At 72.4% G+C, this 11,567-nt stretch carries 12 protein-coding genes and 2 tRNA genes; 8 read left to right on the top strand and 6 right to left on the bottom strand.

Annotated elements, in window-relative coordinates:
• The first annotated feature begins 187 nt into the window (after positions 1–187).
• Positions 188–281 (top strand) — tRNA-Ser (locus BLR33_RS04715).
• Positions 282–441: 160 nt separating this feature from the next.
• Here the strand turns inward: BLR33_RS04715 and BLR33_RS34660 are convergent.
• The gene (locus BLR33_RS34660) at positions 442–792 is read right to left on the bottom strand and encodes a hypothetical protein (RefSeq protein ID WP_143031628.1); all 351 of its coding nucleotides are present in this window, start codon (positions 790–792) and stop codon (positions 442–444) included.
• A gap of 332 nt (positions 793–1,124) precedes the next feature.
• On the opposite strand from BLR33_RS34660, the gene BLR33_RS04725 reads away from it, so the two are divergent.
• Positions 1,125–1,394, top strand: coding sequence for a hypothetical protein (locus tag BLR33_RS04725; protein ID WP_143031629.1), 270 nt, complete (start codon positions 1,125–1,127; stop codon positions 1,392–1,394).
• A gap of 67 nt (positions 1,395–1,461) precedes the next feature.
• Here BLR33_RS04725 and BLR33_RS04730 read toward each other — a convergent pair whose 3' ends face one another.
• Positions 1,462–2,943 carry a CopD family protein gene (locus tag BLR33_RS04730; protein WP_218136611.1) on the bottom strand — a complete coding sequence of 494 codons (1,482 nt, stop codon included), beginning with the start codon at positions 2,941–2,943 and terminating at the stop codon, positions 1,462–1,464.
• A gap of 231 nt (positions 2,944–3,174) precedes the next feature.
• Here BLR33_RS04730 and BLR33_RS04735 point away from each other — a divergent pair.
• Positions 3,175–3,247 (top strand) — tRNA-Arg (locus BLR33_RS04735).
• Positions 3,248–3,411: 164 nt separating this feature from the next.
• On the opposite strand, the gene BLR33_RS04740 is transcribed toward BLR33_RS04735, so the two are convergent.
• Entirely contained in the window at positions 3,412–4,062 is a 651-nt protein-coding gene (locus BLR33_RS04740; protein WP_093782983.1) for a response regulator transcription factor, read from the bottom strand.
• Positions 4,050–5,303 (bottom strand): sensor histidine kinase, encoded by a 1,254-nt coding sequence (locus BLR33_RS04745; RefSeq protein WP_093782984.1) that lies wholly within the window; start codon positions 5,301–5,303, stop codon positions 4,050–4,052. Before BLR33_RS04745 ends, BLR33_RS04740 begins: the two co-directional genes overlap by 13 nt.
• Positions 5,304–5,504: 201 nt before the next feature.
• Here BLR33_RS04745 and BLR33_RS04750 point away from each other — a divergent pair, with 201 nt between their 5' ends.
• Entirely contained in the window at positions 5,505–5,936 is a 432-nt protein-coding gene (locus tag BLR33_RS04750; RefSeq protein ID WP_407639632.1) for a hypothetical protein, read from the top strand.
• Between the two features lie 215 nt (positions 5,937–6,151).
• Here BLR33_RS04750 and BLR33_RS04755 read toward each other — a convergent pair whose 3' ends face one another.
• Positions 6,152–7,003 (bottom strand): helix-turn-helix domain-containing protein, encoded by an 852-nt coding sequence (locus tag BLR33_RS04755; protein WP_093782986.1) that lies wholly within the window; start codon positions 7,001–7,003, stop codon positions 6,152–6,154.
• Between the two features lie 15 nt (positions 7,004–7,018).
• Positions 7,019–7,774 carry a DUF6879 family protein gene (locus tag BLR33_RS04760; protein ID WP_093782987.1) on the bottom strand — a complete coding sequence of 252 codons (756 nt, stop codon included), beginning with the start codon at positions 7,772–7,774 and terminating at the stop codon, positions 7,019–7,021.
• 251 nt (positions 7,775–8,025) lie between these two features.
• Between BLR33_RS04760 and BLR33_RS04765 the strand changes: the two genes are divergently transcribed.
• The 4 genes from BLR33_RS04765 to BLR33_RS04780 all read left to right on the top strand — a co-directional run bounded on the left by BLR33_RS04765 (position 8,026) and on the right by BLR33_RS04780 (position 11,349).
• The gene (locus tag BLR33_RS04765) at positions 8,026–8,526 is read left to right on the top strand and encodes a hypothetical protein (protein WP_093782988.1); all 501 of its coding nucleotides are present in this window, start codon (positions 8,026–8,028) and stop codon (positions 8,524–8,526) included.
• 68 nt (positions 8,527–8,594) lie between these two features.
• Positions 8,595–9,251 (top strand): class I SAM-dependent methyltransferase, encoded by a 657-nt coding sequence (locus BLR33_RS04770; protein WP_093782989.1) that lies wholly within the window; start codon positions 8,595–8,597, stop codon positions 9,249–9,251.
• Positions 9,252–9,837: 586 nt separating this feature from the next.
• On the top strand, positions 9,838–10,101 hold the full coding sequence (locus BLR33_RS04775; protein WP_093782990.1) for a hypothetical protein: 264 nt from the start codon (positions 9,838–9,840) through the stop codon (positions 10,099–10,101).
• Between the two features lie 459 nt (positions 10,102–10,560).
• Entirely contained in the window at positions 10,561–11,349 is a 789-nt protein-coding gene (locus BLR33_RS04780; RefSeq protein ID WP_093782991.1) for a response regulator transcription factor, read from the top strand.
• Positions 11,350–11,567 lie beyond the last annotated feature (218 nt).

Genomic DNA, 11,567 nt, shown 5'->3' on the forward strand with positions numbered 1-11,567 from the left:
GCCCGCACCGACCCCCGGGCAACCACTCGTTCGTGGGCGTGCCCGCCGGTGCGGTCGGGCGACTCCCGGGCCGACCCCTTTTTGCCCTGCCCAGGCGTGGCCTTGTACCGTATTCTCGGATTGGTCGCGGCCCTTCGGGCTGTGCCATCATTCCCCCACGCGCCCGTTCGCACGGGTTCGTGACCAAGGAGGCGTCGCCTAGTCCGGTCTATGGCGCCGCACTGCTAATGCGGTTTGGGCTTTACCGTCCATCGAGGGTTCAAATCCCTCCGCCTCCGCCACCTGACCAGGGAGTTTCCGCCGAATAGCGGAGGCTCCCTGATCTGCTTCCAGGGCCCCTTTTCAGCGTCCTGAGGGCACCCTGACGGCACCAGCCGCCGTGAGGCGGTTCCGGCGCGGGATGAACGCCGCGATGCGGCGCGTGGCGTCGGCGGCGGCTGGTCAGCCGCTGAGCTGGTGGGCCAGGACGTCGGATGCGATCTCGGAGATCTCGTCGCTCGACAGGCCGGCGCATTCGGGCGGAGTGGTGGGCGCCCCGGTGAGCTGCACAGTCCCGGGCGTGTACTGGTCGCGGACGGCCTTCCAGCACGCGGCAGTCCTGGCTCCGGTCGCCAGCTTCGAGTCCGACGGTATGGGCGGCTCGGTCGCGGGTGTCGTGGTGACGCTGTTCAGCGGTGCGTACTTCCCGCTGAACGTGACCTCGGCGTGCCCGTGGTTGCTGCTCGAACAGCCGGTGAGTGCAAGGCCGGCGACGAGCAGGGCGGCCGCTGTTGCGGCGCGGTGGTGTGGCATGTGCCCCCCTGATGTGGTCGTGGGGAGCATGCCGGGTGCCGCCGGGTGAGCGCGGAGTTGTGATCGGGTTGTGACAGTCAGCCTTGCGATGGCCGGGGGGTTGCTCCGACCAACCGCCGCTCCATCAAGTCGGCCACCCACAGCCACTCGGCCCGGGGTACGAGGCGATGTATCCGGCGGCCGGGGTACGGCCGTGGGTACGGCGTACCCGGCGGATCGAGTGACGCGAGTACGGCGGCGGCGTGGGGCGCGGGGCGGGCCGCACCGGCGAGGGCGGCCAGGGACATGGGCCGATCCGCGTCGGTGCAGGGTTGCCGAGTACGTTGACGCGCATGGGCAGACGGGCAGCGCAGGCAACCGAGCGGGCGAAGGAGTTGGTCTTCGGCCTCGCCGCGGCGTGGGTGGTGGTCGGACTGGCGCCGATGCTGTGGATGAGCGGCGGCTGGGCGGGTGCCGAGGAACGCGCCGATTCGGCCGCGCCGATCGTGACGGCTGCCTTCGTCGGCCGGTTCTGCCGGTGGGCGTGGAAGCGGCACAAGGCGCTCGGGGACGTCGCGTCGGCCTCCGCAGTAGACGCCAGCCGGTCCAGGGCCGGGCGATAGGGCCGGCGGCGAACGTCCGCACGAGGGGTTGCGCGGCCCCCGCGCCCGTCCACCTCGCACGCCTCCGTCAGACGCCGGCTTCGTCGGGAGTCGCGGTCCCCGTGGAGGCGCCCGGTGCCGTGGGCCCGGCCGACACGGAGTTCGCGGATTTGGCGAAGGCCGCCGAGTTCGCCGAGTTCGCTACCGGCCCGGCGGCTGCGGCGGTTGCGGCGGACGTACGGCGGCGGGCCAGGACGCCCGAGTACCAGTAGCCGGCCACCAGGACCGCGGCCACCGCGAGCGTTTCGGCCGTACCCAGCAGCCACGTGGACGTGCTCGCCGTCTTCTGCGCCAGCTTGGGCAGGGCGTCGGCCGCCACGTCGGAGTGCTTCGCCAGGCCGGCCTGGTACGCCTGGTTGCGCGCCGAGCCGTGCAGGAAGGGCGCGACGAAGAGCAGCGACAAGCCGAGCAGCGTCTCAAGGGTGACGACGACCGGGAACTCCCGTACCAGCAGCGTCCGCAGCGGGCGGTCGTCGCCGGCGGCGCGCAGGGCGTCGAGCCGGGGGTGCAGCCAGAACTGGTTGAAGGCGCCGAGAACCAGCAGGGTGCCGAAGATGAGGATCTTCACGCCGAGCACGCGCCCGTACATCGTGGTGAGCAGCTGCGTCGGGCCGTCGACGTGCTCCCAGTAGAGGAAGAGGCCGGAGAGGGTGATCGCGGCCACGCAGCCCATGGCGGCGGCGGAGAAGCGGCGGATCGCGGGGGACCAGAAGGCGCCGCGGTCGGTGGCGGCCACCGCGCCGGGGGCGGCGAGCAGGGCCAGGCCGGCCAGGCCGCCGAGCCAGACGGCGCCGCCGATCAGGTGGAGCATCCACATCGCGGTCTCGAAGACGGTACGGCCCCAGTCGTCGGGCGCGGCGTCGGGGAACTTGGTGGTGCCGAGGGCGACGGTGCCGGCGGCGAGCCCCGCGACCAGCAGCGGGCGGCGGGCGGGGCCACCGGCGAGGGAGCGCAGGGCGAGCGGGGCGAGGAGGAGGGCGCCGGCGGCGATCAGGGTGACCTCGAGGCCGGCGAGGAGGCCGTCGTTGCTGCCGTCGTAGAGGGAGTGCCAGGCGGCGCCGTAGTCGTAGCCGCTGCCGCCGGCGGCGCTGTGGGCGAGGTCGGTGAGGATCGCGGGGACGGCGAGGGCGCCGAGGAGGGTTGCTGCGCGGGCGAGGCGGGTGGTGACGGTGGCGAGGGGGGTGGGGGTGTGGGTGCCGTCGCCGTTGCTCGTGTGGGTGGTGTGACCGCTGCTCGTATGGGTGCCGTGACCGTCACCGTGGCGGTTGCTGGTGCCGTTGGGCGTGCCGTTGCTGGGGGCGCTGCCGCGGCCGAGGCGGTGGGCGGCGGGGCCCGCGGCGGTGAGGGCGAGGGCGGTGAGGCCGACGAATCCCATGAGGGTGACCCAGGCCGTCCACGCGACGGCGCTGTCCGCGAAGGGCCCGAGCGGGGTCGAGGGCGCGGCCCCCGCCAGGTACGGCCCCGCGTGCGGCGCCACCGTTGCGGCCGCGGCGAATACGGACATGGGCATGGCGGAACCCCTCGCTGACCTCGGGAAACGGGAACGAACTTAGGTTAGGCATACCTAACTTCTTGGTCAATGTGACGTACCCAACCACCCCTGCCCTGAACGCCCGGCCCCCTCCCTCCGTACGCCCGACCCCCCGTTCCCGCCCCCCGGCCCCAATCGATTTCACCTCCCGGCGCCCCTCATGTAATGTTGTCCCCGCGACGCCGACCGGCCCACCAGCCGGAAAGCCCCGCACTCGTAGCTCAACGGATAGAGCATCTGACTACGGATCAGAAGGTTGCAGGTTCGAATCCTGCCGAGTGCACAGCACGTCCGAGGCCCTGTGGAGTGATCCACGGGGCCTCCGGCTTATGTCGTGACCGCAGCGTTTGACGGCAACCGGGCTCGGGGCCGATCCGGGCGGTGTTCGCGGCAGGCCGCACCAGCTGGCACACGGGCGTGATCGCGGACTACGCGGAGGATCGCGTACTACGCGGTCGCCACGCCCAGGAAGCGCAGTACCGCCAGGACGCGGCGGTGGTCGGCTTCGGCCTTCGGCAGGTCGAGCTTGGTGAAGATGCCGTTGATGTGCTTCGCGACCGCGCTCTCGCTCACCACCAGCTCCGCGGCGATGCCGGAGTTGGACCGGCCGCCCGCCATCAGCTCCAGCACCTCCCGCTCGCGCGGGGTCAGCCGGTCGAGCGGATCGCTGTGCCGGCGCACCAGCAACTGCGCGACGACCTGCGGGTCGAGCGCGGTGCCGCCCGCCGCCACCCGGCGTACCGCCTCGGCGAACTCCTCGACATCGGCGACCCGTTGCTTGAGCAGATAGCCGACGCCCGAGGTGTTGGCGGCGAGCAGATCGGCGGCGTACCGCTCCTCCACGTACTGCGACAGCAGCAGCACGGCCGTACCCGGATACTGGCGGCGGATCACCAGCGCGGCACGTACGCCCTCGTCGGTGAAGCCGGGCGGCATCCGCACGTCCACCACGGCGATGTCGGGACGGTGCTCCTCGACGGCCGCCAGCAACCCTTCCGCGTCGCCGACCTGCGCGCACACCTCGAAGCCGGCCGCCTCCAGCACCTTGACCACGCCGATGCGCAGCAGCAGGGAATCCTCGGCGATCACGGCGCGCACGGCAGCTCCACGGTGATGACGGTCGGGCCCCCGGCGGGGCTGTGGCAGGAGAACGTGCCGTCGACGGACGCGACGCGCTTGGCGAGCCCGGCGAGCCCGGTGCCGCCGGCCGCCGCGAGATCCGCGCCACCCGCGCCGTCGTCCGCGACGACGACCAGCATCCTCTCCCCGGTCCCCTCCACGGTCACCTCCGCCCGGGTCGCCCGAGCGTGTTTGACCACGTTGGTCAGGGCCTCGGAGACCACGAAGTACGCGACGGCCTCGACCGTGGGCGAGGGGCGCCGTGGCAGGTCCACCGCCACGCGCACCGGGATCGGGAGGCGGGCGGCGACCCCGGACAGCGCGGCGTCCAGGCCGCGGTCCTCGAGGACGGCCGGATGCAGGCCGCGCACCAGGTCGTTCAGCTCGGCGATCGCCTCCTTCGCCTCGCGGTGCGCCTCGTCGATCACTTTGCGGGCGTCCGCCGGCAGGTCGCCGAGGGTCGCCTTGGCCAGGCCCAGGTTGACGGCGAGGGCGACGAGGCGCTGCTGCGCGCCGTCGTGCAGGTCGCGCTCGATCCGCCGCCGCTCGGCGTCGGCGGCGTCGAGCACACCGGCCCGGCTCTCGGCGAGGTCGGCGACGCGGCGGGCGAGCTTCTCGGTGCGGCTGGGGCCGAGCAGGACCTCGGCCGCCCGGGTGTCCAGCCGCACCAGAGCGCGGGTCAGCCAGGGTGCGAGGAACAGCAGGGCGAGGCCGCCGGCGGTGATGTACGCGGCCTGCGTGGTGTACCCGAGGTCGGTGACCCGCCACTGCGGGGGCAGCGCCCAGATCCACACGTAGAGGGAGGCGGCCGTGAGAGCGGCGGCCCAGACGGCGAGGACGGCGAGGTCCAGGACGGCGAGCAGCGGACCCGCCACGGCGTGGTAGCAGGTCTGCCGCCACAGGGCCCGTGTGGTCAGCCGGCGTAGCGCCGACGTCCAGGTGCGTCCGGGCCCGGGTGCGGCGGGGCGCGGGAGGTCCTTGCCGATGAGCGCCCGGTAGCGGCGCCGCTGCCCGACGTTCAGCAGGGGGGTCACCGCGAGCGTGAGCAGCACGGGCAGCGGAGTCACGGCCGGCGCCCCCGCGAGCGCGCCGGCCAGCCAGAGCCACAGCGGTATGACGGCGAGATGGAGCGGCACGCCGGCGGCGACGAGCGCGGTCCGGTGTCCCGCCCCGCGGAACGGCCGACCCGGCATCAGCTGCAGCCGCGTCCTGAGTTGCATGCGCCACACGCTAAAGCCGCAGGCCATCCCGGTGCCATGACGCTCCCACCCGGTTCGGGGCTGCACTTGTCTCCACCCCGGTTCGGGTTCCTGCGTGACTGACGGGGCCATGGTGCGCGGCGGAGGGTGGAGCGCGTGAAGGGGAGAGCCGACGGGGAGCGGGGGAAGGCGATGCGTCAACTCGCCTTGGGGGAGCAGGAAATGGCCGGTGCCCAGGTGATCCCGTTGTACGAGGGGGCGCAGGTGCCGCGTCCGGCGCGGGGCGTGCGGCGGGCCGGGTGGCTGCTGGTCGCCTGCGGGCTCGCCCTGCTGCCCTGGCTGTACGTGCTGGCCACCGGCCTGCCGGCCACCGCGACCGCGGCGCACTGGCCGGTCGCCTGGGTCGGGCTCGACACGCTGGAGGCGGTCGGCCTGATCGCCAGGGGCCTCTTCGCCGCCAGGGGTGACCGGCGGCACACCCTGACGGCCGCGGCGACCGCGACGCTGCTTGCGGTGGACGCCTGGTTCGACACGACGACCGCGGCCTCGGGCGGCGACTTCGCCACCGCGGTCGCCATGGCGCTCGGTGCCGAGCTGCCGCTGGCCGCGCTGTGCGGCCGGCTGGCACTGCGCGGGCTGGGCGGGCGCGCGTGAAGCCGACCGCCGACCGCATACCGGGGAGAACGACGGTGCTCCATCACGGCTGGAGCCCTGGAGAGGGCCACGGGACCCCCGGCCGGCGCGCCCGCACCGATCGTCGGGTCGGACATGGGTCGGAGCACCGGTTCTCTCCAGCGGAGGCCGGGGCTTCTCGTTCAAAAGGCCCGCGAGGTTTTCGGTGGGCGCGTCTGTGAGTGGGTGGACGAAGGTCAGGTGGGCGGCAGGGATCGTCGGGCTGCGGTGATGAGGTGCTGGGCGGCGGGGCCGTAGACGGCGGACTCGCGGAGGGTGCGCCACGTGCGCAGGTAGGTGGCGACGGCGGGACCGTCGTCGATCCACAGCTCCGCGTGCCAGTTCTCGACGATCACCTGCGCGTCGTCGTAGAGCCAGAAGGCGGTGGCCGGGGGGATCTTGAGCGGGGCCGAGAGCGGGATGATCCCCAGCTCGACCGTGTCCAGACCGACGGCTCCCGCGAGGCGGTCGAGCTGGGCCGCCAGCACCGACGGCGGGCAGACCAAAGCGTGCAGGGCGGCTTCCCACATGAGGAGGTGGAAGCGCTTCGAGGAGTCGTACAGCGCTTCCTGCCGCTTCATGCGGGACCGCACCGCCTCCTCGGTGTCGCGTGGCGATCGCTGCAACTCGGCGTACCGAGTGAAGAGCGACCGGGCGTAGTCCGGGGTCTGAAGGATCCCGAAGACCATCGCGGGCTCCCAGCCGCGGAACACCGAGGCGTCGGCATGGGCGTTCAGGTGGGTGTCCTGGACCGCTTTGTGTCCCGAGGCCAACTGCCTCCGCCACGACCTGATGTGGGACTCGAATCCTCGGAGGCGCGCGACCAGCTCGTCGTACGCCTCCGGCCGGCCGGTCGCATCCGCCCACTTGCGCAGGTCGTCGGGCGTCGGAGTCTGCTTGCCGTTCTCCAGCCTGCTGACCTTGGACTTGTTCCACCCGTGCTGCTCGGCGAGGTCGGCGCCGGTGAGCCGGCCGCCACGGGCGGAGAGCCGGAGTTCGCGCAGCCGTACCCCGAGTGCTTCCCGTGCCTGCTGGTAGTCCGTGCTCACCGGTGGGCGCCCGTTTCAGTCACGCACGGCCGGCCGCGCCGCGAACTCCTCGTACGGACGGGCATGGTGCAGCGCCGCGTCGCGCGTCATGACGTACCGCAGCACCGCGGCGGGCTCCGTGATCAGCTCGACGTCCACCAGGTTGTCGGCGTCATCGAAGTTGAGCAGTGCGACCAACCGGGAGTCGAAGATCCAGAAGTCTTCGGCGGGCAGACCGAGGCGATCGGCGTCCTCCCGCGGCAGGTTGAGGATCTTCTCCCCGACGAGGCTGTTACGACGTGCGTTGTCGAGCAGGTAGAGCTGGCCGGCCGTCGGCGGATCGTCGACGATGCGGACGCGCTCGAACCGCTTGCCCAGAGCCACCTGCTCGCGGCGTTCCGCGCACCACTCCGCGTCGGTTCCCTCCCAGTCGACCGGCTCACCCCGCATGAACTGGGCGTAGGTGTCGGTGAGTTCGTCCGAGGCATAGCGGCGGCGCGTCTCCAGCCGCCATGCCGTGTGCTCGAACTGCGTGAAGAGCCGATCGAACTCGTCCAGCCCGATGACGTCGGCCACCCGGACGACCTCCTTCGGACCGAAGTCGACCAGCAACCCGCGTGGCACCACGATGGGCACCTCGCCCTCGTTCAGGTGCCGGAGCTGCGCGATGTCGCCGGGATCGGTGAGGGCGGGGCCGTGCAGGATGATCTCGCCTGTGTCGATGTCCTCGTGTACGGACGGGCACCCGTTGACGCCACTGCCAGTGCCGTTGAACCGCAGCCGTCGGGCCATGATCACGTCCTTCCCTCGGGGGCCGATGTCCCAAGCCTTCCCGAGGCCAACGCCTTGCGTCCCAGGTTCAGTTGCCCTGAATCAGCAACCTTACGCAACCGCGGCGAACGACTGAGCAACTTCGCGCAACTTCCGTGGCTCCGGCAACGCCCGCTCCCTAACGTCCCGTTCATGGCCGGCGCACGCCAGACCCGGGACGCCGGTCAGCCCCCGAACCGCAACGGCACGACCTGTCTCCGAAGGGGTAGTCCATGACCGTCACGCTCGACCGGACCGCAGGGACGCGCACGCGCGATCCGAAGGAACTCCTCAACTCCGTCCAGCCCCACGTCACGCAGTTGACGGTCAACGTGCTGGACCGCGGCATGACCCTCTGGGACCGAGAGGTCGCCCTGCTGCTGCGCGACAACACGATGGTCCGCGACATGGCCGAGCGCATCCTCGGCAACGCCGTCATGTACACCGTCGGCTGCATGGAGCACAGCGAGGTGCACCTGGGCGTCGGCAAGCTCGTGGACATCGGCGTTCACCAGCTCATTCTCGACATGCCGGTGTGGTGGGCGCTCTGCCACGTGTACAACGAGGGGCGCTACAAGCACCACGCGCCGTTCATCGAGCGCCGGAGCGACGGCCTGTGCCTGCGGACGGCGGACTTCCTGGTGTCCATCGGCTTCGACGTCGACCAGGAACTCTGGGCGATCGACGGGGCGGAATGCTCGCCGTGCGACAACAAGGTGCCCGACAGCCACTGAACAATTCCACGCTGGCCCCCGTCCCCGGTCAGCAGGGGCGGGGCCGGCCCTATGCGAGGGGTAGCGGCGTGTCCGTGCGACATGACATCGACGCCGAAAGGGAGCTGTGGGACGCCTACGCGGCTTCCGCGTTGAAAGGGGACGCGGAGGCGAGCTTCTGCTGGACGCAGTACGCCGGGCACGGGCCCGGGGTGGAACTGCTCGGGGAGCCGCGGTCCGTACTGGAGATCGGGTGCGGTACCGGCCGCGCGCTCGCGTACCTTGCTCGACGCGGTGTCGCCGCTCGGGGTGTCGACCTGTCGCCCGTCATGGTGAAGGCGACCACCGCGAAGTGGGCCGGCAGCGGGGCCGAGTTCGTGTGCTCCGAGGTGCTCGAGTACCTGGGTGAGCACGAGGATACGTACGACGCCGTCTACTCGATCTTCGGGGCCGCCTGGTTCACCGACCCCGGACGCCTGTTCCCCCTGGTCCGGCGGCGCCTCACGCCCGGCGGGGTCTTCGTCTTCTCCCAGCCCCCGGCCATTCCCGGCGCGTACGGGCCGCAGGGCATGTACAAGGGCGGCTTCGCCGGGAAGGCCATGTACACGTACCGCTACAGCTACCGTCCGGCGGTCTGGGAACGCCTGCTCACCCGCGCGGGCTTTGCCACGGCCTGCGCGCGGATCCTCGACGCACCCCACCCCGGACACATCGGAACCCTGCTGGTCCATGCGGTCGCCCCATGACCGTTGGAGGACACTGGGGGTGATGGGGGTCTTTCAGGGGGTGGGTGGCGTGGAGCGCACCGGTGGTACGGGGTACGGGGAGCAGGGCGGGGCGAGTGACTACGAACTCGCGCCGCCTCGTGGGGATTACGAGCTCGCGCCTCCCCGGAGGGTGGAGCCGCGTGAAGGGTTCGGCGACCGGGCGGTGACGGAGTCCGCTGCGGGCGGACCTGGTGGCGTGCCTTCGGACGAGGCCGTTGTTTCACTGACGCCCGAGCCCGTGACGCCGGCGCCTGCGGCCACTTCGCCGGGAGCCGCGCCCGTGGCGCCCGCAGTTCCGCTGACAGGCCCGGCCGTTACGCCCGCTGCCGTGCCGCCGACGCCCGCATCCGTGGCGCCCGCCGGTCCGTTGGCGCCTGCGGCCGTCGCGCCGCCCGCGCCCGGAGCCGTTACGCCTTCCCTCCCACCGCCCCCTCCGTACGCGCCCGGGCCCTCTCCGTACGCGCCCGGCACCCCTCCGTACGCGGCGGCGCCCAACTTCGCGTCCCCTTACGGTCCTGCGGCCGCACCGCCCCAACCAGGCCCGGCTGGGCCCGAGTTCCTGGTCATGGATCGGCGGAACGCGGTCGTTGCCGACGGGGGCGGGATCTCGCTCGGGAAGGACGGGCGCGTCGTCGAACTTCCGTGGGGGGACGTCGAAGTGGCCTGGGCCGAGCGGCGGGAGGGGCGGCGGAGCGTCCTGTCCGTCGTGGTGCTGCAGTACGACGGCACCGCTCACACCTGCGAGGTCACCGCCGGCTCGCCGGGCGAACTCCAGGCGTGGCTGGGCGCGTTCACGGCTCTGACGGCCTACTACCGGGTGGACGGCTGAGCGGCGCCGCCTGGCGGGGCAGCGGTACGGGGTGCCCAGGAGGGTGGCCGGTTCGTGGTGGTAGCTCGCGTCTTCCGGACCGCGCGCGGCTGCGGAACCAGTCGCGCTGCCCGGCCGGCACCCGGCTGCTAGAGGCGGCGGCTGGCAGCTCACGGCGGTCACCGCCGTACGGCCGAAGCCGGCGCCGAGCGCGGCCACCGCACGGGCCTGCTCGGGCGGCAGGTAGAAGAGGACGCCCTCGGCGACGTACGCCACCGGGCGCCCGCCGCCCCACCGTACGGACGTCGGGAAAGCCGTCACCCGCAGGCGAACGGCGCTCCCACCCGCGCGCGGACACCGCCCGCACCGGCGGACGCAGGCCCGCGGACCCCTCGTCCCGCCCCCGGCGGAACCAGATTCTCAGAGTTTTCACAGATTCGGCCAAGGCGGATTTCATAGCGCGCCCACAGGGTGGTCACCATGGCTACGACCTCATCCGCGGCCGCCTCCCGGGCCGCCACCGCGTACACCGTCCCCGCCCAGTCCACCGGCCAGGAGCTGGCCCGACCCGACGGCACTCCCGTCCAGGTGCTGGTGGTCGACGACGAGACCCCGCTCGCCGACCTGCTCTCGATGGCCCTGCGCTACGAGGGCTGGCAGGTCCGCACCGAGGCCGACGGCGCCGGCGCCCTGCGCTCGGCCCGCGAGCAGCGGCCCGACGCCGTCGTCCTCGACGTGATGCTGCCCGACATGGACGGCCTGGAGGTGCTGGCCCGGCTGCGCCGCGAGACCCCGGACGTGCCGGTTCTCTTCCTGACCGCCAAGGACGCGGTGGAGGACCGGATCGCCGGCCTGACCGCGGGCGGCGACGACTACGTCACCAAGCCCTTCAGCCTGGAGGAGGTCGTCGCCCGGCTGCGCGGCCTGCTGCGCCGCTCCGGCGCCGCCGCCGTGCGCAACGAGTCGCTGCTGATCGTCGGCGACCTGGTGCTCAACGAGGACAGCCACGAGGTCAGCCGCGGCGGCACCGACATCCACCTGACCGCCACCGAGTTCGAGCTGCTGCGCTACCTGATGCGCAACCCGCGCCGGGTGCTGAGCAAGGCGCAGATCCTGGACCGGGTCTGGTCCTACGACTTCGGCGGCCAGGCCAACGTCGTCGAGCTCTACATCTCCTACCTGCGCCGCAAGATCGACGCCGGCCGCACGCCGATGATCCACACCCGGCGCGGCGCGGGCTACCTGATCAAGCCCGGCGAAGGCGCGTGACGCCGGCCCGCCCCCCGCACACCGCGCCGCCCACCGCCGGGCCCGCCGCGCCACCGGAAGGCTCGCCGCCGGAAGCGGTCCCACGGGAGGCAGCCTCAGCGGCAGGGGCCTCGCGTGAACCCGCCTTGCCGGATGCGATCTCGCCTGAACCCGCCCTGCCGGCAGGGGCCTCGCGTGAACCTGCCCTGCCGGAAGCGGTCTCACGAGGAGCGGCCTCA

It is taken from the genome of Actinacidiphila guanduensis (genome assembly GCF_900103985.1).
GTDB lineage: Bacteria > Actinomycetota > Actinomycetes > Streptomycetales > Streptomycetaceae > Actinacidiphila > Actinacidiphila guanduensis.

Bases quoted from the DNA above. Each gene is read 5' to 3' on its own strand.
- BLR33_RS04725 (WP_143031629.1), top strand. From the start codon at position 1,125: ATGGGCAGACGGGCAGCGCAGGCAACCGAGCGGGCGAAGGAGTTGGTC.
- BLR33_RS34660 (WP_143031628.1), bottom strand. From the start codon at position 792: ATGCCACACCACCGCGCCGCAACAGCGGCCGCCCTGCTCGTCGCCGGC.
- BLR33_RS04765 (WP_093782988.1), top strand. From the start codon at position 8,026: ATGACCGTCACGCTCGACCGGACCGCAGGGACGCGCACGCGCGATCCG.
- BLR33_RS04760 (WP_093782987.1), bottom strand. From the start codon at position 7,774: ATGGCCCGACGGCTGCGGTTCAACGGCACTGGCAGTGGCGTCAACGGG.
- BLR33_RS04750 (WP_407639632.1), top strand. From the start codon at position 5,505: ATGGCCGGTGCCCAGGTGATCCCGTTGTACGAGGGGGCGCAGGTGCCG.
- BLR33_RS04775 (WP_093782990.1), top strand. From the start codon at position 9,838: ATGGATCGGCGGAACGCGGTCGTTGCCGACGGGGGCGGGATCTCGCTC.
- BLR33_RS04745 (WP_093782984.1), bottom strand. From the start codon at position 5,303: ATGCAACTCAGGACGCGGCTGCAGCTGATGCCGGGTCGGCCGTTCCGC.
- BLR33_RS04780 (WP_093782991.1), top strand. From the start codon at position 10,561: ATGGCTACGACCTCATCCGCGGCCGCCTCCCGGGCCGCCACCGCGTAC.
- BLR33_RS04730 (WP_218136611.1), bottom strand. From the start codon at position 2,943: ATGCCCATGTCCGTATTCGCCGCGGCCGCAACGGTGGCGCCGCACGCG.